Raw genomic sequence first — 23,322 nt, forward strand, 5'->3', positions numbered from 1 at the left:
TCCGTCCTTGCGGCATCGACCCGGCGACAACATAACAAAAACCTCCGGTTGCAACATGGGCAAAAAGGAGAAAGCAACCGCTTTCTCCCTCCCCTGCGTCAACCTCGAGAAATCACGCGCTTCATGCGCCCAAAGCCGCAATGGACTCCGGCGCCAAGCTGTGATTGCGTTCGGATAAGCCGGATAAAAAGACGGCAAAGGAGGAAATTCCAGGCGTGCAAGGCTTGTTCATCGTCATCATCGCGATCGCCTATGTGACGTTGCTGTTCGCCATCGCCAGCCTGGGCGACCGCCGCTCGGCCATCTCCGGACCCGGTCGTGCGCGGCCGTTCATCTATGCGCTCAGCCTGGCGATCTATTGTACCTCGTGGACCTTCTTCGGCTCGGTCGGGCTCTCCTCCGAACGCGGCCTCGAATTCCTCGGTATCTATACCGGCCCGGTGCTGGTGTTCGTGTTCGGTTTTCCGCTGCTCAACCGCATCGTGCGGCTGGCCAAGACCGAGAAGATCACCTCGATCGCCGACTTCCTCGGCGCGCGCTACGGCAAAAGCTTCACCGTCGCGGCGATCGCCACGCTGATCGCCACCATCGGGGCGGTGCCCTATATCGCGCTGCAGCTGAAGGCGATTTCCGGTTCGGTCAGCCTGATGGTAGAGCACTATACGGGGTCGCCGCCCTCCTTCGATCCGTTCGTCAGCGACATATCGCTGGTCGTCGCCATGCTGCTGGCCTTGTTTGCCGTCTTGTTCGGCACCCGCCATGCCGACGCCACCGAACACCAGGACGGGCTGGTGCTGGCGGTGGCGGTCGAAACCGTCGTCAAGCTCGCCGCCTTCCTGGCGATCGGCCTGATGGTCACCTTCCTGATCTTCGGCGGCCCGGGCGACATGTTCACCAAGCTGGCGCAGAATGCTCAGGTGCGCCAGGCGATGGGCTACAACACCTCGCTCGCCACCTGGCTGGTGCTGACTTGTCTGAGCGGCTTTGCCATCGTCATGCTGCCGCGGCAGTTCTACGTCACCATTGTCGAGAACCGCGGCGAGGCCGAGTTGCGGACCGCGACCTGGGTGTTTCCGCTCTACCTCGTGGCGATCAACCTGTTCGTGCTGCCGATCGCCTTTGCCGGCCTGTCGCTGGTCGGCACCGGCACCAGCAGCGATCTCTATGTGCTGTCGCTGCCCCTGTTCAGCGGCCACGACGTGCTGGCCATGGCCGCCTTCATCGGTGGGCTGTCGGCGGCAACGGCCATGGTGATCGTCGAAAGCGTGGCGCTGTCGATCATGATCTCCAACGACCTCGTCATTCCGCTGTTCGTGCGCCGCCTGCTCAAGACCTCGACCTCCGAGACCGAGGACTGGTCGACGCTGATCCTCAATGTGCGGCGCGGGGCGATCTTCATCCTGTTGTTCATCGCCTTCCTCTACTATCGCGAAAGCACCAACTCAGCGCGGCTGTCGTCGATCGGCCTGATGTCCTTCGCGGCCATCGCGCAGTTCGCGCCGGCGCTGATCGGCGGGTTGATCTGGCGCGGCGCCAATGGCAGGGGTGCCGCACTCGGCATGGTCGCCGGCATCATCGTCTGGGGCTACACGCTGCTCCTGCCCTCGCTTGTCGCGCCCGACACCGACATCGTCGTGCACGGGCTCTTCGGCTTCGAGGCGCTGCGCCCGCAAGCCCTGTTCGGTACCGTGGCCGAGCCGCTGAACCACGGCGTGTTGTGGAGCCTGTCGATCAACACGCTGTTTTTTGTCCTTGGCTCGCTGTCGCGCGCGTCGGTGCCGCTGGAGCGCATCCAGGCGTCGATCTTCGTGCCACGCGACGCCGGTCCGATGCCGAGCCTGCGCCGCTTCCGCACCGCCATCACCGTCAACGACCTCAAGGACACGATCGCCCGCTACCTCGGCGTCGAGCGCACCGAGCGCTCTTTCCAGTCGTTCGAGAAGACCAACGGCACCTCGCTGCACGGCAAGGAGCAGGCGAGCATGGACGTCATCCGCTTCTCCGAGCAGCTGTTGGCCAGCGCCGTCGGCTCCTCCTCGGCGCGGCTGATCCTGTCGCTGCTGTTCCGGCGCCATGACCGTGAATCCAGGGATGCCTTCCGCCTGCTCGACGACGCCACCGAGGCGCTGCAGCACAACCGCGACCTCTTACAGATCGCGCTCGACCAGATGGAACAGGGCATCACCGTCTTCGACCGCGATTTCCGGCTGATCTGCTGGAACCGCCAATACCGGGTGCTGTTCGACCTGCCCGACGAGATGGGCCAGGTCGGCGTCTCGCTCGATCAGATCCTGCGCCATCTCGCCGAGCGCGGCGACATCCCCGCCGACCAGCGCGTGACGACGCTCAACCGGCTGACCAGTTTCGTCAGCCCCTGGCAGATGGAACTGAAGACCAGCGGCCGCATCCTGGAACTGCGCTCCAATCCGATGCCGGATGGCGGCATCGTCGCCACCTATGCCGACATTTCCGGGCGCGTCGAACAGGATCTGGCGCTAAAGCGCGCCAATGAATCGCTGGAGCAGCGCGTGAAAACCCGCACCATCGAGCTGACTAGCGTCAACGAGGAGTTGACCCGGGTCAACGAGGAACTGGCGCAGGCGCAGATGCTGGCCGAGGAGGCCAATCTCGGCAAGACGCGCTTCCTCGCCGCCGCCGGCCACGATATCCTGCAGCCGCTGAACGCCGCCCGGCTCTATTGCTCCTCGCTGATCGAGAAGGCCGGCAAGGGCCCAGCAGGCAAGGCGGCGGTCAACATCGAATCCTCGCTGGAATCGGTCGAGACGATTCTCGGCGCCGTGCTCGACATCTCGCGCCTCGATGCCGGCGCGATGAAGCCGGACGATACCGCCTTCAACCTCGACGGTTTGCTGCGCCAGATCGGCAATGATTTTCGGCCAATGGCCGCCGAGAAAAAGCTCGGCCTGACGATCATGCCGTCTTCGCTAACGGTGGTGACCGATCGCAATCTGCTGCGCCGCCTGATCCAGAATCTGGTCTCGAACGCCATCAAGTACACGCGCAGGGGCCGCATCCTGGTCGGCGTGCGGCGGCGCGGCGAACTGGCGGAGATCCAGGTGATCGATACCGGCATCGGCATTGCCGGCGAGAAGCTGAACACGGTCTTCCATGAATTCACCCGGCTCGATGAAGGGGCGCGCGAAGCCGAAGGTCTCGGCCTTGGGCTCTCCATTGTCGACCGCATCGCCCGGGTGCTTCGGCTGGAAATCCGCATCTTCTCCAATCCGGGCAAGGGCACGCGCTTTTCCGTCATCCTGCCCGTCGCGGCGGTGCAGGAGCCGCGACGCGAGGTCGAAACCAAGGCTCCCGCCCGTGCCGCGGCTTCGCTCGCCGGGCTGCATGTGCTCTGTATCGACAACGACGCCCGCATCCTCGAGGGCATGCGGCTGCTGCTCGAAGGCTGGGGATGCAAGGTCGATACCGTGTCCGGCTCCCGGGATCTGGAGAAGGCCGCAATACATCGCCCGGATATCGTGCTTGCCGACTACCATCTCGACGGCGAAACCGGCCTCGACATCATCGCCCGACTGCGGGCGATCCATGGCAACGATCTGGCCGCCGTGCTGGTCACCGCCGACCGGTCCAACGAGGTGCGGGCGGCGGCAGGCGGGTTCGATATTGCGGTGATCAACAAGCCGCTGAAACCGGCGGTGCTGCGCTCGATGATGGCCAGGGTGAGGCCGCTGGCATCTGCCGCTGAGTGACGCCAACGGGCCGGCCGGCCACGGCTGGCTATCTCAAGCCCTGTGCCCCAGGCTCCTGAGGTAGGCGCAGAACATATCGGCTATCGCATCGGAATAGGTCTCGATCTCCGCCGGCATTCGCGGACTTGCGGAAAATTCCCGTCCCGCCGCACTGAGCATCGTTATGACCAGGTCGCCGGCCAAGGCTCGGGTGGCATCCGGGGCCTCTGGTAGTGTCTCCTGCATGAATATCTCGACCGTTCGCTGCGCCGAAGCCCTCGCCGCTTGCGCCTCGGGCGCGTCCCGATAAAGCGGTGCCGCGTCGTCGAGCGCGCCACGCACTGCCGCTTCTTCACATTCCGAGCGGACAAAGGCATGAACCAGGACGCGCAACCGTTCGAGGGGAGGCTGCTCGACCTCCTGGAGAATACGGCACAGCAAGTCGGTCGTTTGCTGCCATTCGTCGCTCTGCAGCCGGAACAGAAGCGCCGCCTTGTTGGGGAAATACTGATAGAGCGAGCCAACGCTGACCCCTGCCTTTTCGGCCACGCGCGTGGTGGTGAAACGCTGCGCGCCTTCCTTCTCCAAAACCTGAACAGCAGCTTGCAAAATCGCCGCGACAAGGTCCGTGGCACGAGCCTGTTTGGGCTGTTTTCGTGAGGAAATCGAAGGGCTTGGGCGTCCGGTCATGTCGCGGCTCGGCAATGCGAATTGGAAACCTGAAGGATTATTCGTATTTTTCGGCACAACACAAGCACGCAGCCATTCGACCGGAGACTTTCATGACGACGCTGACCAATGCCCCGCTGGCCCCGCTGCTCGCCCGCCTGTTCGAAGAAGCCAATGCCGCGACCAGTCCGGCGGTGGCCGCACTCTCGCACGAGGAACGGGCGCGCCTGCTCAACAGCAAGACCGAATATCTCGATTTCTACGGACGGTTGAAGGACCTCTGGCTGGCGATCTCGCCGGAGACCGGCACGCTGCTCTACATGCTGGCGCGCAGCAGCGGGGCGCGCATCATCATCGAATTCGGCACCTCGTTCTGCATCTCGACGCTCTATCTTGCCGCGGCGCTGCGCGACAATGGCGGCGGTCGCCTGATCACCACCGAATTCGAGCCGTCCAAGGCGATGCGGGCCAAGGCCAATCTGGCCGAGGGCGGCCTCATCGACCTGGTTGAGATCCGCGAAGGCGACGCGCTTGAAACGCTGAGCGCCGACCTGCCCGAAACGATCGACCTCTTGCTGCTCGACGGCGCCAAGGCGATCTATCCGGAGATCCTCAGCCTGGCCGAGAGCCGCTTGCGGCCAGGCGCGCTGGTCATCGCCGACAATGCCGATTTCTCGCCTGAATATCTGGAACGGGTGCGCTCGCCGGCATCGGGCTACATGTCCACGCCGTTCGGCGAGGACGTCGAACTGTCGGTGCGGCTCGGCTGAAGCCGGCCCCATCGCCGTCTGGGATCCTACCACGCGGCTCAAACCTCCCTGTCGCTCCAGGGCGACCGTAGGCGTTCACGTCAATCAACGCGCAAACCCCCGGGCCGTCGACCAAAGTCAGGCCACCATGCGCAGGTGACGTCATGATCAACATGCTTCCTTCCTCCTGGCGCGCAGCCCCACGCCCAGCCCTGTTGGGGCTTCTGCTGTTCTTCTGCGCCGGTTTCGCCGATGGTGCGCTGATGCCTTTCTTTCCGCTCTGGGCGAGCAGCGAGGCGGGCATTCCCGTCGGCGCGATCGGCCTGCTGTTCGGCTGCTATGCAGGCGGCGAGCTGCTGGCGGCGCCGCTGATCGGCGGCATAGCCGACCGCGTCGGCCGGCGGCCGGTGCTGATTGCATCCTCGCTCGGCGTCGGCGCCGGCTTCCTGGCCCTGTTCTTTGTGCACGGCGTCGCCGTTACCGCGATCGTTCTGCTTGCGACCGGCATGTGCGAATCGGTGCTTCATCCAACGATCTTGACCGCGATCGCCGACGTGACCCCGCCATCCGCCCATCCGCGCTGGTTCAGCCTGGCGCGCGTGAGTTCAAGCGCCGGGCAGATTCTCGGGCCGGCCTGCGGCGCCCTGCTTGCGCTCGTATCGCTACGCAGCGTTTTCCTCGCCGGCGGTACGATACTTGTGCTGGGCGGGATCGTGATGTTCTTCGCCCTGAACGAGACGAGCGGCATCGGCCACGCCGCCGGCGACGATCGCCTCGACGGTGGGGACGATGAAGAGGAAGGGCTGTCGGCGCTGCTGCCGGCGTTCCGCGACGGCCGGCTGGCGAAGCTGCTGCTCTGGATCGTGGTGTTCGAGGTCGCCGGCAACTGGATCGAGGCGGTGGTCCCGCTCTATGCGCAGGATGCCGGGACGCTGACGCCATCTGGCGTCGGCGCGCTGTTCGCCTATGCCGCCGCGCTGACGGTCGGCCTGCAGATGCTGGTCATCCGCCTGGTCGAGGTACGATCCGCTCTCTGGTTGACGGTCGGTGCCGGCCTGGCGACGATCCTCGCCTTTGCACTGCTCGCCGCCTCGCCGGCGATGCTGACGCTGATTGGAGCCGTCAGCCTGTGCTCGATCGCGCAGATGCTGGTCGGGCCATTGGTGCCGACCGCCGTCAATGCGTTGGCGCCGCCCGCGCGACGCGCCTCCTACATGGCGGCCTCGTCGGTGGCGGTCGACCTCAAGGACTCGCTTGGGCCATCGATCGGCACGGCGCTCTACGCGCTGGCGCCACGCCTGCCCTGGATCGCCGGCATCCCGCTGGTGGCGATCGCATCGCTCGGCCTTGGCGCCGCGATAGGCCGTGCGCGGCGCCCTTCGCGGCCGACCGAGGATGATGCCACGCCGCAACTGGGCTCAGCCGTCGAAAACTATCGCTGAGATAGTCGTTCGACATCATCGCGCAGACACGGGTCGGAAACCTCAGACGGGGTTGTCGACCATCTGCGAACTGCGGAACCGGGGCCTCGCGCCGTTGGCCGCCGCGGACGGACGATGCTCGCGAAACGCCATGGCAAGGGTGCGCAACGCATCACGCGATTGAGCGTCCGAGAGCGTGGACAAAAGCATGATCTCCGACGCCGGCAACGGCGGCAGGCCGAATTTGCGGCTGACCTCGATGGTGCCGGGCGGAACCAGGCGAGACGAGAAGGCCCCGGCTGCGAGGCCGGCGGAAACGGCCTCGGCAACGGCGAAGGATCCGCAGCCGAGGAAAACCTGCGTCCACGGTATTCCAACCGCATCGAGCGTGCCGGTGATGACGTCGCGGATGCTGCAGGATGGGGCGGAGGCGGCCAGCCGCAGTGGCTCGCCGGCGCGGTAGACGAAATCCGGCGTGGCGTACCAGCCGAAATGTTCGGGCGCCAGCACCTCACCATCGCGGCGGTCGTCCTCGCGCCGGACGATCGCGGCATCGAGCTCGCCGCGATCGAACGCAGCAATCAACTCGCGTGTATCGTCGAGCCGCACCTCAATGGTCAAGGCCGGATCATGCGCATTGAGGCGTGCCAGCAAGGTCGGCACTTCGGCACCGCCGACATGGGTGGCAATGCCCAGCCGAAAATGGCGGCGAACAGCAGCGAGACTGGCGACGGCACGGTCGTGCGCGGCGAGCAGCTCGCGCGCCGGTTCGAGGAACACCGCACCACGCGCTGAAAGGCGCACCAGTCGCGGCGTCCGCTCGATCAGCTTCTGCCCCACCCGATCCTCCAACCGCTTCAGCTTGACGCTGATTGCGCCTTGCGTGCTGCCAAGCGCCTCGGCCGCGCGCGTAAAACTGCGCAACTCGGCGACGGCGACGAAAGCTTTCACCGCATCTACGTCCAGCGTCATATCAGTTATCTCGCTTTGTTGTCTCTGAAATAGCCAACCATGCAATTCTAAAATGATCAAGCCTGCCCTAGTCTGGCTTGGCGTGGCGGCCGTCATACCGGTTCGTCCTGCCCAAGAAGTCGAAAGGTTTGATCATGCCCACTGCCCTGACCCGTCGAGGCATCGTCGTTCTGTCCGCCGCATGCCTGGCGTGCCTGATGTTCGGGCTGGAGATTTCGAGCATTCCCACCATCCTGCCGACATTGGAGCAAGAGCTGCATGCCGACTTCAGGCAATTGCAATGGGTGATGAACGCTTACACGATCGCGGTCACCACCGTGCTGATGGCGGTCGGCACCATCGCGGACCGCTACGGACGCAAGCGCGTCTTCCTGGTCTCCATCGCCGCCTTCGGCCTGACGTCGCTGATCTGCGGCCTGGCGGACGATGTATCGACCTTGATCGTCGCCAGGTTCCTGCAGGGTTTGAGCGGCGGCGCGATGCTGATCTGCCAACTCGCGGTGCTGTCGCACGAATTCAGGGAAGGGCGCGAGCGCGCCGTCGCCTGGGGCTGGTGGGGCGTGATCTTCGGTGTCGGCCTCGGCTTCGGACCCATCATCGGCGGTGGCATCGTCGCGGTCTCGAACTGGGAATGGGTGTTCCTCATCCACGTGCCGGCAACGGCCGTGGCGTTCGTGCTGGCCTGGACCGGCGTCCACGAATCGAAGGATCCGGAGGCGGGCAAGCTCGACCTTGCGGGCATCGTGACGCTGTCGCCGTCGGTCTTCTGCCTGGTCTTCTACATCACGCAGGGACCGGATCTCGGCTTCGCCAGTCCGGCCGCGCTGACGATCCTCGGCCTCTCGATCGCGAGCTTCATCGCCTTCTTCATCGCCGAGCGGGTCAGCAAGCGGCCGATGTTCGACTTCTCGGTCTTCCGGATCCGGCCCTTTTCGGGCGCCATCGTCGGTTCGGCGGCGATGAACCTCTCCTATTGGCCGTTCATGATCTACCTGCCGATCTGGTTTCATGCCGGACTGGGCTATGACAGCGTCTCGACCGGTCTTGCCTTGCTTGCCTACACGCTGCCGACGCTCGTCATGCCGCCCCTGGCGGAGCGGCTTTCGCTGCGCTACCAGCCCGGCATCATCATTCCGGCCGGGCTTGCCCTCATCGGCGTCGGTTTCTTCCTGATGAAGTTCGGCAGCGCCGCCGCGCGGCCTGACTGGTTGACGATGTTGCCCGGCTGCCTGATCGCCGGAGCCGGTCTTGGCATCACCAACACGCCCGTCACCAACACCACGACGGGCTCCGTTTCGAGCGACCGGGCGGGCATGGCCTCGGGCATCGACATGAGCGCCCGCATGGTTTCGCTGGCGGTGAACATAGCGGTGATGGGCTTCATCCTGGCAAGCGGCGTGCTGGCGCATCTGAGCACAGCACTGCCCGACCTCGACCCCAGCCAGCTGCGTCACTTCGCCGACGGGATCGCTGCCGGAAATCCCAACCCCGGTCTTGCCGATTCCGTTGTCCACAATGCACTGCGCAACGGCTTTGGCTGGGTGATGCTCTATGGCGGCATCGGCGTCTGGATCATGGCCGCCATCAGCTTCGTGAGCTTCAACGCCCGACCTGTGCGGACGGAGGTTCAGTGTCCCGATTGAACGGGCGACGCAGACGCTCAGCTGTTGGTCTGCAACGGGTCGGTGCCGATCTTGGACAGAAGGATCACCGCCTGGGTGCGGCTGTCGACGCCGAGCTTCTGCAGGATGGCCGAGACATGCGCCTTGATGGTCGCCTCGGAAACGCCGAGCTCATAGGCGATCTGCTTGTTGAGCAAGCCTTCGGCCAGCATGCCGAGCACGCGGGTCTGCTGCGGCGTCAGCGCCTGCAGCCGCTTGATCAGGTCCGATATTTCGGGATCGCGCTCGACACCGAGATCGACGCCGACGGGCGCGGCGATGTCGCCGGCCAGCACCGATTGCACGGCGTTGCGGATCTCCTCCATGCTGGCCGATTTGGAGATGAAGCCGGATGCGCCGAGATCGAGCGCCCGCCTGATGGTCGCCGGATCGTCATGCGCCGAGACCACGATCAGCGGTACCGCAGGATGAATGCCGCGCAGCGAGACCAGGCCGGAGAGGCCGCTGGCGCCCGGCATCGACAAATCGAGCAGCACCAGATCGACATCCTCATTGGCCACGACCAATGCCTTGGCGCTTTCGAAATCGCCGGCCTCGTGGATGGCGGCGACATTGCCGATGCCGGCAAGCGCCTCGCGCAGCGCGCCGCGAAACAGCGGGTGATCGTCGGCGATGACGAAAGAATAGCCTGACGGCAAATGTTCCTCCCCGAATCCCGTCGATGATTTTTAAGCTTTTCGGGACCAGTCGGACGATTATGAGGGGCAGCGCGCTGTTTTCAAGCGGCAAAACCAGCGCGCCGCGTTTTCCCTACTTCGCAAGATCAAAGTGCTACAGCGTCCTTTGCGCGTCCAAAAGGACGCGCGGCGCTGCCGGAAGCTCAGGTCTTCTGCGAGTTGAGCTGGGCGCCGCCGCCATTGTCCTTGTCCATATCCTTGACGATGCCCATGAAGCCGCGCAGGAAGCGCTCCATATAGCTCATCGTCTTGTTGAAATCCTCCTCGCTCGGCAGTTTCGATTCGAGACGGGCGGAGAGCGAATTCTCGAGCTTGGTGACGCGCTCGTCCATTGCCTTCATCGAGGTCTGCAGGCGGTCGATTTCGTCCTGGAACGCGGCGCGTTCGTCGGCCGCCACCTTGCAGACGAGCTGACCCGAGCGTTCCTCGCAGATCGACATCGCACCGGTCTGCGTGTCCATGCGGACATAGCCGTTGGCGGATTTTTCCAGCCGGTAGCGGTCGGTCTCTTCCGAATAAGCAGATACCGCGACCAGTGAAACCAGCGCGGCGGGGATCAAGATGTGTTGCAGACGCATGTTGTCCTCCATGGCCAAGGCTTGAAATATCGCATGTTTGCGCCGGAAATGGCGAAGACCTTTGGCGTGGTCTTCCCCGCACGACTGGTTCGGACTATAGCGCAACCATGTCTCAGTTTATCTACAAGATAACCCCGCAAGCGCTTTGGCGCGAGGCCGAAGCCAGTGGCCGCTTCACCGGCGCGCCGATCGACGTCGCCGACGGCTTCATACATTTCTCCACGGCGGCGCACGTCCGGGAAACCGCGGCAAGGCATTTTTCCGGCCAGACAGACCTTCTGCTGGTCGCCGTCGACGAAGTCAGCCTGGGCGACGCCCTGAAATACGAGGTTTCACGCGGCGGCGCGCTGTTTCCGCATCTTTACGGTGTGCTGGAGCTGGATACCGTCAAATGGGTGCGGCCGCTGCCGCTCGGTGCCGACGGTACGCATCAATTCCCGCCTTTGGAGGGGCAATGAGCGTGCTCGACCGGCTCGGCCAGAAACTGCTGTTCACCTTCGATCCTGAAACCGCGCACGGCCTGTCGATCGCAGCGCTGCGCTGCGGCCTGCCGGCCGGCGTGCGGACGGTGCGCGACATCAGGCTGAAGGTCAGCCTTTGCGGCCTCGATTTCCCCAACCCGCTCGGCATGGCGGCCGGATACGACAAGAATGCCGAGGTGCCCGACGCACTGCTTGGCCTTGGCTTCGGCTTTGCCGAGGTCGGCACCGTCACGCCGCTGTCGCAGGCCGGCAATCCGAAGCCGCGCATCTTCCGGCTGACGGCGGATGAAGCCGTGATCAACCGGCTGGGCTTCAACAATGAAGGTCATGCGGCGGCTGAAAGACGCCTTGCCGCGCGCAAGGGACGTTCCGGCATTGTCGGCGTCAACATCGGCGCCAACAAGGACAGCGCCGATCGCATCGGCGACTATGAGCGCGGCGTCACCCGCTTTGCCCCCTATGCCAGCTACCTCACGGTCAACATCTCCTCGCCCAACACGCCCGGCCTGCGCAACATGCAAGCACGCGAGCAGCTCGGCGAACTCTTGTCGCGTGTCATGGCCGCGCGTGCGTCAGCCGCAGCCCAGCCGCCCATTTTCCTCAAGATCGCGCCGGATCTGGTCGAGGCCGAGCTGGAGGATATCGCCGCCGAGGTTATTGAAAAACGGATCGACGGCATCATCGTCTCCAACACCACCATTTCGCGGCCGCCGCTGCGCAGCGGCGACGTCGCACGCGAAACCGGCGGGCTTTCGGGAAAACCGCTGTTCGAACGCTCGACCACCGTGCTGGCGAAGATGCGCAAGCTGCTCGGGCCGGGCATCGCCATCATCGGGGTCGGCGGCGTCGATTCCGCCGAGACCACGCTGGAGAAAATCCGCGCCGGAGCCGATCTGGTGCAGCTCTACACCGGCATGATCTATGCCGGACCCGCGCTGCCGGGCCGTATCGTCGCCGGCATGGCACGCTTTTGCGAGGCGGAGCGGTTGAAGTCCATTGGCGAATTGCGCGACAGCCACCTCGATCGGTGGGCGTCCAAGCCGCTCAGCTGAACGCCGTCCGCACCCGCAGCCGCAAAATGGTCAGCAGGCTGAAACCGCGCGCCAGCAGGAAAACGTGCAGCGCCGCCCACAGGCCATGATTGCCGAAGGCAGGCGCCAGCGTCAGCAGCGCGACGGCAAAGACCAGGAACGACAGCAACATCATGTTGCGCATGTCGCGCGACCAGGTTGCGCCGATGAAGACGCCATCCATCTGGAACGCCAGCACGCCGCTCAGCGCGGTGAACGCCGCCCAGGGCAAATAGATGTCGGCCACGGAGCGCACCTCCTGCGAGGTTGTGACGATGGCGACCAGATTGGCGCCTGCCGACAGCAGCACCAGGGTCGCGGCGCCGGCCAGCCCTAACCCCCAGAACAGGGTCAGCCGCACCGCCTGCCGGAAGGGCTGTTCGGCGCGCGCGCCGACGGCGCGGCCCGCGAGCTGCTCGGCCGCGGTGGCAAATCCGTCGAGGAAATAGCCGGCGACAAGGAAGAAGTTCATCAACACCGCGTTGGCGGCCAACGTCACCGTGCCGAACTGCGCGCCCTGGCGGGTGAACAGTGCGAAGGCGGCAAGCAGCGAGAACGAGCGGATCATGATATCGCGGTTGAGCGACAGCATGCGCAGGAAGGCGGCCATGTCGAGCAGCCGATGGCGCGGCAAGGGCGAGGTCGCGCGGAAGCGGCGGACCACGATGGCGAGGCCCAGCAGCATGGCCAGGAATTCGCCCGTGACGGTCGCCCAGGCGACGCCGGCAACGCCCCAGCCAAGCTCCAGGCCAAGCAGGAAGCAGAGCGCGATGTTGACGCCGTTGAGCACCAGTTGCAGCACAAGGCCGAGCCCGCCCTCGCCACGCCCCAACACATAGCCGAGAATGGCGTAGTTGATCAGCGAGAACGGTGCGGCAAGCAGCCTGATCCTGATGTAGACGCCCATCGCCTCGCTGACGCGCGGTTCGGCGCCCATGAACCATTGGCCTGCGATGGCGATCAGCGGCGAAAGCGCCGCCAGCACGATGCCGGCAACGACCGCGATCAGCACGGCGCGCCAGAACACCGCCTGTTCCTCCAGCGCGTCGCCACGCCCGAAAGCCTGGGCAACGAGGCCGGTGGTGCCAGAACGCAGGAAATTGAAGCTGGTGAAGACGACGTCGAAAACGAGCGCGCCCGCCGCAAGGCCGCCGAGAAGAGCCGCGTCGCCGAACTGGCCGACAACAGCTGTGTCGACCAGGCCGAGCATCGGCGTGGTCGAATAGGCGAGCGTCATTGGCACCGCTATGGCGAGCACGGAACGGTTGGTGACGACAAAAGATCTGGCGTCGACTGGAGTTGCACCCTTGTCCAAGGGATTGCTGCCTTGCTGATTTGCGGCTTGATCGAAGAGCCGATGTGCCCCATTTTCCGGCCACCGCGCAATCATTCGTCCCGCGATGGCCAACCGAAATCCCGGTCTGGCGCGAAGCCGCCGGATTCTGTTCATGCCCCTGCAGATCGTCCACCACCCCGACTACGACGCCGGCTTTGCCACCAACCATCGCTTCCCGATGAGCAAGTACCCGCTGCTGATGGAGGCTTTGCGCGCACGCGGCCTGGCCAGGCCTGACGCGCTCAACACGGCTGAGCCGGCGCCTGCATCATGGTTGAAGCTTGCCCATACCGCCGACTATGTCGACCAGGTCATCAGCTCTTCGGTGCCGGAAAAAATCGAACGCGAGATCGGCTTTCCGGTCGGCCCCCGCGTTTCGCTGCGCGCGCAGCTTGCCACCGGCGGCACGATGCTGGCGGCGCGGCTCGCCTTGCGCCATGGCATCGCCTGCAACACCGCGGGCGGCAGCCATCATGCGCGGCGCGCGCAAGGCGCCGGCTTCTGCACCTTCAACGACGTTGCCGTCGCCTCGCTGGTGCTGCTCGGCGAGGGTGCCGCGCAAAACATCCTGGTCGTCGATCTCGACGTGCATCAGGGCGATGGCACCGCGGACATTCTGGGAGACGAGCCAGGCGTGTTCACCTTCTCCATGCATGGCGAGCGCAACTATCCCGTGCGCAAGATCGCCTCCGATCTCGACATCGCGCTTCCCGACGGCACGGGCGATGCCGGCTATCTCCGGAGGCTGGCCACGATCCTGCCGGAGCTGTCGGCCCGGGCGCGCTGGGACATCGTTTTCTACAATGCCGGCGTCGACGTCCACGCCGAGGACCGGCTTGGCAGGCTGGCGCTTTCCGATGACGGCCTGCGCGCCCGCGACGAGATGGTCATCGGCCATTTTCGTGCGCTCGGCATTCCGGTCTGCGGCGTCATCGGCGGCGGCTATTCCACTGATGTGCCGGCCCTTGCCGCTCGGCACGCCATCCTGTTCGAGGTTGCCTCGGCCTGCGCCTAGATTGCTCTAGAAGTCATTTCCGATAGTTGGCGATCCTGAGCAGGATGAAAGCCGGCACGACGATCGCCGCACCAAGCAGGATGTAGCCGAGGAAGCGGTCAATGGCGTGGAAGCCCAGGTTCCAGAGGTCGATGAAGAACTTCTGGATGCCGTAGAAGACATCCATCGGCGACCAGCCGAAGGCATTCATGACAAGGCCGACGAGGAACGACACCACCAGCAGCTTCAGGATCACCCTGAGCGGCGAGTCGCCGAGAAAGCGCGTCAGTGCGGACAAGGTCGTCTCCCGATTGAGATGCCCGGACTCACAGGCATGGCCCAGAGATACGTGCTTGGCGGCCATCCATCAAGCGCGGTTGTGCCCGGGGAAGCCTGGAACAGGTGATCGAGACGCCGCGCCTCAGACGGCTTGCAATTCTTAAATACAGGTAAACAAGATCAATTTAATTTTTTGAAAATAAAGCACAAAATCGTCATTTTTCGATTTCGCGCAATGTGCGTGCAATTTTCACTTGCGAGACAGTCGGCGTCTTTCAGGTGACTGGTTGCGCGGCGCTCCGCCCCCCTACCACAGCTGGCGAACGCCAGTCTCAGGACCGTGCAGCCACCCCTGAAAGACACCAAACCGGAGCCTGACCGCCCTAACGGCCAAGCTCCTCGGGAGTTAACCTGCGTGTCGATTGCTGGATGCGCGTTTGTGTTGGAGTAATGCTGTGTCCTCTCGAGTAAAGATCGTCCTGACGGCGGCTGGCCTCGCCTTTTGCCTTCTCGGGCCGGCGATGGCCGCCGACCTTTCACCCACCTACAACGACCCGCCCGCCTTCCAGTGGAGCGGCGCCTATGTCGGCGTCCATGGCGGCACGGCGTTCACCGGGATGCCAAACCCGTTTGCAGGCCGCAATGGCTTCAGCGGCGGCGTCCAGGCCGGCTACAACCAGCAGATGGGTCCCACGGTTCTCGGCGCCGAGATCGAAGGCTCCTATCTGGGCGGCGGCGAACACGACGTCCAGGGCGGCAAGATCAAGGAGAAATGGCGCGGTGCCGCCAAGGCCAAGGCTGGATTGAGCTTCGACCAGACACTGCTGTTTGGCACCGGCGGTGTGGCCCTGACCAAGTTCGACAAGGGCGACAACGTCAGCAGCACCGACGGATGGAAGGTCGGCTACCTCCTGGGCGCCGGCATCGAGCAGGGCTTCGCCGGCGGGCTGTCCGCCAAGGTCGAGTACGACTATGTCCGCACCCCCGGCGTCGAGACGACATCGGCTCTTGGCACGTCGAAGACGACGATCGGCAGTCATGAACTGAAGGCCGGCATCAACTACCGGTTCTAGTACGGGCGAACCGGATTGCACGATGCCGCTGGGCATCGCGCAATCCGGTGTCTCGATATCCACCGCACAGCGGCTTTTTCCGCAATGGCGCCCTTCCCACGCGTCGCTGCAATGTCGATGCAATCTTCGCGATCTAGGTCCGTGCGTGAATTTTCACCATGGGAATCTGTTCCGATATGTCCACGCATGGCGCCAGCCTCCTGACACAGGCCCCGAAGGTCTTCTTCATCGCAATCGCGCTCGCAGGCTGTGCCTCCGACATCATGAAGAACTATGTCGGGCAGCCGGTCGAATCGGTCGTCCTTGATTGTGGTCCGCCCACGGCGATCGTCGATCTTGGCCAGGGTGAGCGCGCCTATCAGTGGCGCAAGGTGTCGACGTCAGCGGTTTCCGGAACATCGAGCGGCGAGGTTCGCGAGACAAAGCACGGAACCGTCTATGAAGAGACCGAGACGCCCGGCTATATCGAGCGTCAGGAATGCTTCTACACATTCTATGCCCGCGCTTCCGGCGGCCGCTGGTTCATCACCAACTTCCGCCAGCCAAAGCTGGAATGCGAATGAATTGCCGCGGCCGCAGACCCGGACCGGCCGCGGATAAAGGAGACTATTCATGCGCGTCCTGTTGATCGAGGACGAACCGGAAATGGCCTCCGTGCTGAAGGCCGCGCTCGAGCGTGTGGACATCATCGTCGACCATGCCGCGACATTGGCCGATGCCGAGGCGATGGCCCGCCTGGGCTTTCACGACGCGGTGGTGCTGGACCGCCGGCTGCCGGATGGCGACGGTCTCAGCCTCATACCGCGCCTGCGTGCCTTGCATCTGGATGTGCCTGTCATCGCACTGACGGCGATGAGCGGGTTGGACGACCGGGTCGCCGGGCTCGATGCCGGCGCCGACGATTACATGGTCAAGCCCTTCGCCACGGTGGAACTCGTCGCACGGCTTCATGCCTTGCACCGGCGCTCGTTCACCTCGCGCGCCAACCAGACGATGGTCGGCCGCCTCACCTATGATTTCCGCCATCGCGAGGCGCTGATCGAGGACCAGGCGCTCGATCTGCCGCGGCGCGAGAGGCTGGTGCTTGAAACGCTGCTCCGCCGGCCGGGCCGGACCATCATGCGCAGCGCGCTGGAAGAGGCCGTCTACGCGTTCGACGACGAGATCGGCTCCAATGCGCTCGATGCGCATATTTCGCGGCTGCGCCGCAAGCTCGACGATGTCGCCGCCGGCATCGAGATCCGGGCGATCCGCAACCTCGGCTATCTCCTGCGGGCGGTCTCGTGAAGAAGGTCCGTACCGGCTCGCTGCAATGGATCCTGGTCCGGCGGCTGATCCTGCTGCAGGCGGCGACGCTGCTCATCTTCATCGTGCTTTGCGCGGCAGCCCTTTGGATCGCCAACCCGCGCCTGCTGATCGACAATGAGGCCGCCGTCGCGGCCGTCAAGGATGCGGTCGACCGGGACAAGGACGGCAGGCTGATCGTGCGTGAAACGGAAGAACTCACCGCGTTTCGCGAGAGCTTCCCCAATGTCTGGTACATCGTTCGCGACGGCAGCGGCGGGAGCATCCGTGCCGGCAACATACCCGACATCTACACCAAAGGCTTCGGCGAGCTGCTTGATGGGGCCGATCACGCCACGATCGGATTCTCCGACAAGGACATGCGGCCGGAAGCCTTTATCGAAAACGCGTCGACCAAGGCCGGCACGGTGCAGATCGTCGCCGCGACGCAGTCGTCGCGCCAACAGACAGACGGCCTCGAGATCAACATTTCGGCCACTGTCGAAGTCGCCCGCAATCCAGACGGCAGCAGGAATTGGGAGCGCGCCCTGCCGGCCCTCGCGCTCGTCATCGCGATCCTGCTTTTGCCCATAATCCTCGTCATGGGCGCGACGACGCTGGTGACGACGCCAGCCGTGGTGCGCCGTTCCTTCGCCGGCCTTGTCGAAACGGTCCGCCAGGCAGCGCGCATCGACATCGGCACCCGCGCCATGCAACTGCCGGTCAAGCAGGTGCCGCAGGAAATCGCGCCGCTCGTGCATGCCTTCAACGAGGCGCTTGCCCGCCTCGCCCACGGCTATGACCGCCACAACCGCTTCCTCACCGACGCGGCGCATGAACTGCGCACGCCGATCGCCATCCTGCGCACACGCGCTGAATTGCTGAAGCAGGAGCCACAGAGCGCCCGGCTGCTGCAAGATATCGAACGCCTGTCGCATCTTGCCCAGCAACTGCTCGACCATCAGTTGCTCGACCGCTCGTCGGACCAGCGCCAGATCGTCGATCTCGACGATCTCGTCAGCCGGGTGGCGGCCGACTTCGCACCGCTGGCCATCGAGGCTGGCTATGACCTTGCCTTCGAGCCGTCGCCAAACAAGGCCCGAGTAGAAATCAATGTCCTGCAGATCGACCGGGCGCTCGCCAACCTCGTGCGCAACGCGATCGAGCATGGCGGCGGCAGCGGCACGATCACGATCGCCATCGACGAGGCCGGTGGCATCGAGGTGCGCGACGAAGGGCCGGGCATTCCCGCGGAAGAGCGCGAGAACGTCTTCGAGCCCTTCTATCGCTTGCAGCCGCAGTCGCGCGGCGCGGGGCTGGGACTGAACCTCGCCCGGCAGATCGCGCTGCTGCATGACGGGACGATCCGCATCCTGACGGGCTCCTGGCGCGGCGCCCGCATCCGCATGGAGTTGCCGGCGCGTTCGTGACGTGCCGAGCCATCGTCTCGGCCGGCCGAAGCCCCCATGTCGATCCCTGGCTTATCTGTTTTCTAACCAATTGCCGCTATTGCCATTCCAAGAGCGGGAGCCAGGCTTTGGTGGGAACGGGAAAAATCGGCGCGCGCCGCGCGGTCACGCTTTCGGTCGTCGTGCCATGCTACAATGAGCGTGACGGCGTGGCCGAGCTTCACCGACGCGTCAGCGCCGTATGCCTTGAGCAAAGCCATTCCTACGAGATCGTGCTTGTCATCGACGGGGCGACCGACGGCACCCGCGAGGCCATTTTCGAACTGGCCGAAAAGGACGACCATGTCGTCGCCATCGACCTTGCCCGCAATTACGGCCACCAGATCGCCTTGAGCGCGGGGCTGGAATTCTGCCGCGGCGAGCGCATCCTCATTCTCGACGCCGATCTCCAGGATCCGCCCGAATTGCTCGGCGCGATGATGGCGAAGATGGATGAAGGCTTCGATGTCGTCTACGGCCAGAGGGTGAAGCGCGACGGTGAAGGCTGGTTCAAGCTGGCCTCCGCCTCGATGTTCTACCGCCTGCTCGGCCGGATGGTCGATGTCGAGATCGCACCGGACTCCGGAGACTTCCGGCTGATGAGCCGCCGGGCGCTCGACCATCTGAATGCGATGCCCGAACGCTACAGGTTCATTCGCGGCATGGTGAGCTGGATCGGGCTCAGGCAGGTCGCCTTCCCCTATGAGAGGCACCGCCGCTTTGCCGGCACCACCCACTATCCGCTGAAGAAGATGATCCTGCTGGCGGTCGACGCGATGACCAGCTTTTCGATCGTGCCTTTGCGGTTTGCCTCGATGCTGGGGATGATGTTCGGCCTGCTCGGCCTGGTCGTGCTCGGCTATACACTGCTTGAATGGTCCAGGGGCAACGTGGTGCCCGGCTGGACGAGCCTTGCCGCGATCATGCTGATCCTGGGCAGCGTCCAGCTTCTGGTGCTCGGCATTTTCGGCGAGTATCTCGGCCGCATGTACATGGAGACGAAGCGGCGGCCGCTCTACTTCGTTAACGAAATCGTTTCGCGCGACCAGCCGGCCAAGGACAGCGACCTGCCCGTCCATCGCCTGCAGGAGATGGCGAAAAGAGCCGCGCGTGGCTGAGGCGAAGGTCGAGCGGATGCAAGGGGAACGGCATGGGCAGGATGCGGTCGGCTCTTCCGTTTGACGTCTCGCGGATGCTGCGCTTTGGCGCCGTCATGTATGCAGGCCTCATCGCAATCGCGAAGGCGACACCGTCACCTGGAGCCGTGACATGAACCAGGCCGCTGCAATCGCGACGGCGACGCCATCGCTCGGGGACGCGCAACGCAGCAGGCTGATACTTTGCCTTCTCTGCGCCTGCCTGGTGGCCTATTGGCTTGCCACCTCTGCCAGCGCGATGCTTCAGGATCCCGACAGTTGGTGGCAAGTGAAGGTCGGGCTGGACTTTCTGGACAACCGGACGTTTCCCGTCGTCGACCCCTATTCCTATACGTTCGCCGGTCAGCCCTGGATCGCCAAGGAATGGCTGGGGCAGGTCTTTCTGGCCCTCGCCTACCGTGCCGGCGGCTGGAATGGCGTCGTCACACTGATCATCGCCACGGTCAGCTTGACGGTCTTCCTGATGGGATGGTTCCTCAGCGCATGGCTGAAGCCGACACTGGCGATAGCGCTGGCCTTCGCCGCGGCTTTGCTGATCGCCCCGATCTATACGGCTCGTCCACACGTCTTCACCTTGCCGATCATCGTCGTCTGGACGGCAATGCTGTTTCGCGCCGCGCAGGAAGAGAGAGCCCCGCCTTTGTGGCTGCTCGTGCTTGTGGTCTTGTGGGCCAACCTTCATGCCACGTTCACCCTTAGCTTCGTCATTGCTGCCTTTGCCGGGCTCGATCTCCTGGCGCGCTCGGGCTTGTCGAAACCCGCCCTCCTGGCAAAATGGGTTGCTTTCGGCCTGCTCTGTCCGCTGGTCAGCCTGATGCATCCCTATGGGATGAAAGCCATCCTGGCGACGTTCACGGTGGCCTATGGCAACGAGGCGGTGCCACTCATCCTGGAGTGGCGGGCGTTCAACGCGCAGGAGCAGGTCTTCCAGGAAGCGGTGATGCTGTTGGCGCTTTTCGGACTTTTAGTATCGAGGCTGCGGATCGGCTGGGCCAAGGCGGTGTTCATCGTCTTCGCCTTGCATGTCTATCTCGCCCATCTGCGGTTTGTATATCTGCCCTTCCTGCTGATCCCCCTGGTGATCGCGGTCGAGGTCGCCCGGCAATACCCCACAGTCTCGACCACGACCTGGCTGGCGGAAAAGCGTGACGGACTGGAAAAACTCTTCGCCAGCCAGTTTTACGCGATCTGCGGCGCAATCGCTGTCCTGCTGGTCGGTGCGGTCGTCATCCTCGGCAGTGCCTACCAGGTTGCGCCGAGCCCGAAGACGGCGGCCAGCGGCGCCCTCGCATACGCACGGGATCACCAGCTTTCCGGCAACGTGCTGAATTCCTATAATTTCGGCGGCACGCTGATTTTCCACGACATCAAGACCTATGTCGACGGCAGGACGGACCAGTTGTTCCTCGGCGGCTTCACGAAAGCCGAGGACGCGACGGGACACAGCGACGGAAAACCACTGCTCGAGGCCCAACTGAAGAAATACGCCATCGGCTGGGCACTCCTTACATCAGACGATACCCGCATCCCCTTCTTCGCGGAGTTGGGCTGGAAGCGAGCCTATGCGGACGACGACGCCGTGATCTACCTGCCCCCCGGCGCCTGACTTACAGCGTCCGGACGAAACCGGTTTCGTCAGCGTTCGAAGGTCTGGCGTCAGCCTTGACATGGATGTTGCAGTGCAGCAAACTTGTGTTGCAGAGCACAGTCCGTAAAGCCCACGAGCCACGATTTTTCGAACGACGGGGACATCGCCGCATGAGGAGCATGTCAGGTTCCGCCGCACGGCTGCCAAGGACCACGGCGTACGGACCCGCCGAATGAACTACAGGCGCGATATTGATGGCCTGCGGGCCGTTGCGGTGCTGCCCGTCGTGCTCTTCCATTTCGGCGTATCGGCCATTCCCGGCGGCTTCACCGGTGTCGATATCTTCTTCGTCATATCGGGCTATCTGATTAGCGGCAGCCTGCTCGACGATCTCGAGCGCGGCCAGTTCTCGATCGGCCGCTTTTACTGGCGCCGCGCGCGGCGCATCCTGCCGGCGCTGACCTTCGTTATCCTGCTCGCCAGTATCGCCGCCTGGTTCATCCTCCTGCCGTCTGATCTCCATGAGTACAGCCTCAGCGTGATCGCGGCCTCGACCTTCTGGTCCAACATCTATTTCTGGAAAACGACCAACTATTTCTCCATCGACGCGGAACTGCGGCCGCTTTTGCACACATGGTCGCTTTCGGTCGAGGAGCAGTATTATATCTTCGCGCCGGTCCTCGTATATCTGATCTACCGATACGCCTCGAAGCGCTGGCTGACGATATTGCTGCCGATTGCCATAGGCAGTTTTGCCCTGGCGGTCATGGCAACCACGCTGGCGCCGACCGCCGGCTTCTACCTCTTGCCGACGCGCATCTGGGAACTGGCGCTGGGCGCCATGCTCATGCTGAGAAAGCCGCCGGCGCTTGCCAGCCGTCCGCTGACTGAACTGATCGGGCTGGCCGGTTTTGGCCTGATCGCCTTCGGCTTCCTGACGATTTCGGAAAGCGATCCGTTTCCGGGCTACAATGCCCTGTTTCCCTGCATCGGAACGGCGCTGCTCATCTATGCTGGCCAGCCCCATGCGGACAGGCCGGTCCCTGTCGCCACGCAGGTGCTGCGGCTCACACCGCTGGTGTGGATCGGCCTTATCTCCTATTCGCTCTACCTCGTTCACTGGCCGATCAATTCGTTCGTCCATTATCTCTCGCTCAAGGCCATCGGCGTGCCGACGATCATGGCGATGATCGTGGCCAGCGTCGCGCTGGCGACGTTCTCGTGGAAATATGTCGAGCAGCCCTTCCGCCAGAAGCGGGCCTTCACTGCCCCCCTGCCCATCTTCGCGTTCTCGGCGACGGCGATCGCCCTGTTGTGCGTCGTCGGCTTGGCTGGTGCGCTGGGCAAGGGTTTTCCGCAGCGGTTCCCCGATTTCTCGACGGAACGGGTCCTGGTGGGTGACTGGCGCAACGGCGTCTGTTTCAACGAGGGCGGGAGCCGGATCGAGAACTGGAACCTCGCCGACTGCACGCGGACGCATGGCTTTGCCACCAATGTGCTGCTGTGGGGCGATTCCTTCGCCGCGCACTACGTGTCGGGGCTGGAGGCCAATGCACAGAGAATCCAGGCCAACGTCGTCCAGTACACCTATGCCGGCTGCCCGCCCAATCTGAGCTACTTCTCCTATGCTCGGCCGGCCTGCACGCGCTTCAACGAACGGGCGCTGTCGATCATCCGCGATGCCAACATCCAGGCGGTGATCCTGAGCGGCAGATGGACCGACTACCAGGCAAGGGGCTTTGACGGCCTGCAGAAGACGGTGGACCGGCTGCGCGACATGGGCGTCAAGGTCTACGTCATCGGCCAGTCTCCGGAGTTCATCGCCGACGTCCAGAAAATCGCGTTCTTCGCAAAACGGGAGCACGCCGCGAACACATCCTGGCCGATGGCCATGGATCCGGACATCAACAAGCAGGTGTTGCCATTCGTCAAAGGGGCAACTTTCATCGACCCGTTGGCCTATCTGTGCGACCCAGCAGGCTGCTCCTATGCCGACGCCGGCACCCGGCAGTTCCTCTACTTCGACTACGGTCATTTCTCGTCCGCCGGCGCGACGCTCGCCATCTCGAAATACTGGCCAAGCTTTGCCGCCAGCAACAAGGTCGCCAAGGCAAAATAGGAATCGCGGCCAGCGCCGAGGGAGGCGAAAGAGCGTTTGT

General features: G+C 64.0%; 20 protein-coding genes. 14 read left to right on the plus strand and 6 right to left on the minus strand.

The annotated features are described in order from the left end of the window. The first annotated feature begins 215 nt into the window (after window positions 1-215). Entirely contained in the window at window positions 216-3,725 is a 3,510-nt protein-coding gene (locus JG747_RS32135; RefSeq protein WP_202360882.1) for a PAS domain-containing hybrid sensor histidine kinase/response regulator, read from the plus strand. Between the two features lie 33 nt (window positions 3,726-3,758). Here the strand turns inward: JG747_RS32135 and JG747_RS32140 are convergent, their stop codons facing one another. Continuing rightward, on the minus strand, window positions 3,759-4,394 hold the full coding sequence (locus JG747_RS32140) for a TetR family transcriptional regulator (protein WP_202360883.1): 636 nt from the start codon (window positions 4,392-4,394) through the stop codon (window positions 3,759-3,761). A 92-nt stretch (window positions 4,395-4,486) separates the two neighbouring features. On the opposite strand from JG747_RS32140, the gene JG747_RS32145 reads away from it, so the two are divergent. Beyond that, window positions 4,487-5,143, plus strand: coding sequence for an O-methyltransferase (locus tag JG747_RS32145; RefSeq protein ID WP_202360884.1), 657 nt, complete (start codon window positions 4,487-4,489; stop codon window positions 5,141-5,143). A 143-nt stretch (window positions 5,144-5,286) separates the two neighbouring features. After that, window positions 5,287-6,564, plus strand: a complete 1,278-nt coding sequence (locus JG747_RS32150; RefSeq protein WP_244748309.1) for an MDR family MFS transporter — start codon at window positions 5,287-5,289, stop codon at window positions 6,562-6,564. Window positions 6,565-6,606: 42 nt separating this feature from the next. Here JG747_RS32150 and JG747_RS32155 read toward each other — a convergent pair whose 3' ends face one another. Further along, window positions 6,607-7,515 (minus strand): LysR family transcriptional regulator, encoded by a 909-nt coding sequence (locus JG747_RS32155; protein WP_064984680.1) that lies wholly within the window; start codon window positions 7,513-7,515, stop codon window positions 6,607-6,609. Window positions 7,516-7,649: 134 nt separating this feature from the next. Here JG747_RS32155 and JG747_RS32160 point away from each other — a divergent pair, with 134 nt between their 5' ends. Further along, window positions 7,650-9,158 carry an MFS transporter gene (locus JG747_RS32160; protein ID WP_202360885.1) on the plus strand — a complete coding sequence of 503 codons (1,509 nt, stop codon included), beginning with the start codon at window positions 7,650-7,652 and terminating at the stop codon, window positions 9,156-9,158. A 17-nt stretch (window positions 9,159-9,175) separates the two neighbouring features. On the opposite strand, the gene JG747_RS32165 is transcribed toward JG747_RS32160, so the two are convergent. Then, window positions 9,176-9,835, minus strand: coding sequence for a response regulator transcription factor (locus JG747_RS32165; protein WP_019863166.1), 660 nt, complete (start codon window positions 9,833-9,835; stop codon window positions 9,176-9,178). Window positions 9,836-10,017: 182 nt separating this feature from the next. Continuing rightward, the gene (locus JG747_RS32170; RefSeq protein ID WP_027047742.1) at window positions 10,018-10,452 is read right to left on the minus strand and encodes a hypothetical protein; all 435 of its coding nucleotides are present in this window, start codon (window positions 10,450-10,452) and stop codon (window positions 10,018-10,020) included. 107 nt (window positions 10,453-10,559) lie between these two features. Here JG747_RS32170 and JG747_RS32175 point away from each other — a divergent pair, with 107 nt between their 5' ends. Together JG747_RS32175 and JG747_RS32180 are read left to right on the plus strand one after the other, a co-directional pair. Beyond that, a complete protein-coding gene (locus JG747_RS32175; RefSeq protein WP_202360886.1) occupies window positions 10,560-10,910 on the plus strand; it encodes a DUF952 domain-containing protein in 351 nt (116 codons plus the stop codon). Further along, window positions 10,907-11,986 carry a quinone-dependent dihydroorotate dehydrogenase gene (locus JG747_RS32180; protein ID WP_038644482.1) on the plus strand — a complete coding sequence of 360 codons (1,080 nt, stop codon included), beginning with the start codon at window positions 10,907-10,909 and terminating at the stop codon, window positions 11,984-11,986. Before JG747_RS32175 ends, JG747_RS32180 begins: the two co-directional genes overlap by 4 nt. On the opposite strand, the gene JG747_RS32185 is transcribed toward JG747_RS32180, so the two are convergent. After that, complete coding sequence (locus JG747_RS32185) at window positions 11,979-13,319, minus strand: MATE family efflux transporter (protein WP_202360887.1); 1,341 nt, start codon at window positions 13,317-13,319, stop codon at window positions 11,979-11,981. The two genes, JG747_RS32180 and JG747_RS32185, sit on opposite strands and share 8 nt — an antisense overlap. Before the next feature lie 133 nt (window positions 13,320-13,452). Here JG747_RS32185 and JG747_RS32190 point away from each other — a divergent pair, with 133 nt between their 5' ends. Beyond that, on the plus strand, window positions 13,453-14,355 hold the full coding sequence (locus JG747_RS32190) for a histone deacetylase family protein (RefSeq protein ID WP_202360888.1): 903 nt from the start codon (window positions 13,453-13,455) through the stop codon (window positions 14,353-14,355). Window positions 14,356-14,368: 13 nt separating this feature from the next. On the opposite strand, the gene JG747_RS32195 is transcribed toward JG747_RS32190, so the two are convergent. Continuing rightward, on the minus strand, window positions 14,369-14,632 hold the full coding sequence (locus JG747_RS32195; RefSeq protein WP_027047739.1) for a DUF6460 domain-containing protein: 264 nt from the start codon (window positions 14,630-14,632) through the stop codon (window positions 14,369-14,371). Window positions 14,633-15,068: 436 nt separating this feature from the next. Here JG747_RS32195 and JG747_RS32200 point away from each other — a divergent pair, with 436 nt between their 5' ends. The 7 genes from JG747_RS32200 (at window position 15,069) to JG747_RS32230 (ending at window position 23,282) form a co-directional block, all read left to right on the plus strand. Next, window positions 15,069-15,686, plus strand: a complete 618-nt coding sequence (locus JG747_RS32200) for an outer membrane protein (protein WP_202360889.1) — start codon at window positions 15,069-15,071, stop codon at window positions 15,684-15,686. 176 nt (window positions 15,687-15,862) lie between these two features. Further along, window positions 15,863-16,249 carry a hypothetical protein gene (locus JG747_RS32205; protein WP_202360890.1) on the plus strand — a complete coding sequence of 129 codons (387 nt, stop codon included), beginning with the start codon at window positions 15,863-15,865 and terminating at the stop codon, window positions 16,247-16,249. 49 nt (window positions 16,250-16,298) lie between these two features. Next, complete coding sequence (locus JG747_RS32210) at window positions 16,299-16,973, plus strand: response regulator transcription factor (RefSeq protein ID WP_202360891.1); 675 nt, start codon at window positions 16,299-16,301, stop codon at window positions 16,971-16,973. Continuing rightward, on the plus strand, window positions 16,970-18,400 hold the full coding sequence (locus JG747_RS32215) for a sensor histidine kinase (RefSeq protein WP_202360892.1): 1,431 nt from the start codon (window positions 16,970-16,972) through the stop codon (window positions 18,398-18,400). The genes JG747_RS32210 and JG747_RS32215 overlap by 4 nt, the downstream gene beginning before the upstream one ends. A 110-nt stretch (window positions 18,401-18,510) precedes the next feature. After that, entirely contained in the window at window positions 18,511-19,536 is a 1,026-nt protein-coding gene (locus JG747_RS32220; RefSeq protein WP_019863154.1) for a glycosyltransferase family 2 protein, read from the plus strand. A 151-nt stretch (window positions 19,537-19,687) separates the two neighbouring features. Then, window positions 19,688-21,181: a hypothetical protein gene (locus tag JG747_RS32225; protein ID WP_064984671.1), complete on the plus strand. Its 1,494-nt coding sequence runs from the start codon at window positions 19,688-19,690 to the stop codon at window positions 21,179-21,181. Window positions 21,182-21,395: 214 nt separating this feature from the next. After that, window positions 21,396-23,282, plus strand: coding sequence for an acyltransferase family protein (locus JG747_RS32230; RefSeq protein WP_202360893.1), 1,887 nt, complete (start codon window positions 21,396-21,398; stop codon window positions 23,280-23,282). Window positions 23,283-23,322: the final 40 nt, after the last annotated feature.

Origin of the sequence: Mesorhizobium sp. 131-3-5 (assembly GCF_016756575.1) — a bacterium.
GTDB lineage: Bacteria > Pseudomonadota > Alphaproteobacteria > Rhizobiales > Rhizobiaceae > Mesorhizobium > Mesorhizobium jarvisii.

Excerpts from the sequence above, each read along its gene's own strand:
- JG747_RS32140 (WP_202360883.1), bottom strand. The coding sequence starts at position 4,394 with ATGACCGGACGCCCAAGCCCTTCGATTTCCTCACGAAAACAGCCCAAA.
- JG747_RS32145 (WP_202360884.1), top strand. The coding sequence starts at position 4,487 with ATGACGACGCTGACCAATGCCCCGCTGGCCCCGCTGCTCGCCCGCCTG.
- JG747_RS32150 (WP_244748309.1), top strand. The coding sequence starts at position 5,287 with ATGATCAACATGCTTCCTTCCTCCTGGCGCGCAGCCCCACGCCCAGCC.
- JG747_RS32155 (WP_064984680.1), bottom strand. The coding sequence starts at position 7,515 with ATGACGCTGGACGTAGATGCGGTGAAAGCTTTCGTCGCCGTCGCCGAG.
- JG747_RS32160 (WP_202360885.1), top strand. The coding sequence starts at position 7,650 with ATGCCCACTGCCCTGACCCGTCGAGGCATCGTCGTTCTGTCCGCCGCA.
- JG747_RS32170 (WP_027047742.1), bottom strand. The coding sequence starts at position 10,452 with ATGCGTCTGCAACACATCTTGATCCCCGCCGCGCTGGTTTCACTGGTC.
- JG747_RS32175 (WP_202360886.1), top strand. The coding sequence starts at position 10,560 with ATGTCTCAGTTTATCTACAAGATAACCCCGCAAGCGCTTTGGCGCGAG.
- JG747_RS32180 (WP_038644482.1), top strand. The coding sequence starts at position 10,907 with ATGAGCGTGCTCGACCGGCTCGGCCAGAAACTGCTGTTCACCTTCGAT.
- JG747_RS32190 (WP_202360888.1), top strand. The coding sequence starts at position 13,453 with ATGCCCCTGCAGATCGTCCACCACCCCGACTACGACGCCGGCTTTGCC.
- JG747_RS32205 (WP_202360890.1), top strand. The coding sequence starts at position 15,863 with ATGTCCACGCATGGCGCCAGCCTCCTGACACAGGCCCCGAAGGTCTTC.
- JG747_RS32210 (WP_202360891.1), top strand. The coding sequence starts at position 16,299 with ATGCGCGTCCTGTTGATCGAGGACGAACCGGAAATGGCCTCCGTGCTG.
- JG747_RS32225 (WP_064984671.1), top strand. The coding sequence starts at position 19,688 with ATGAACCAGGCCGCTGCAATCGCGACGGCGACGCCATCGCTCGGGGAC.
- JG747_RS32230 (WP_202360893.1), top strand. The coding sequence starts at position 21,396 with ATGAACTACAGGCGCGATATTGATGGCCTGCGGGCCGTTGCGGTGCTG.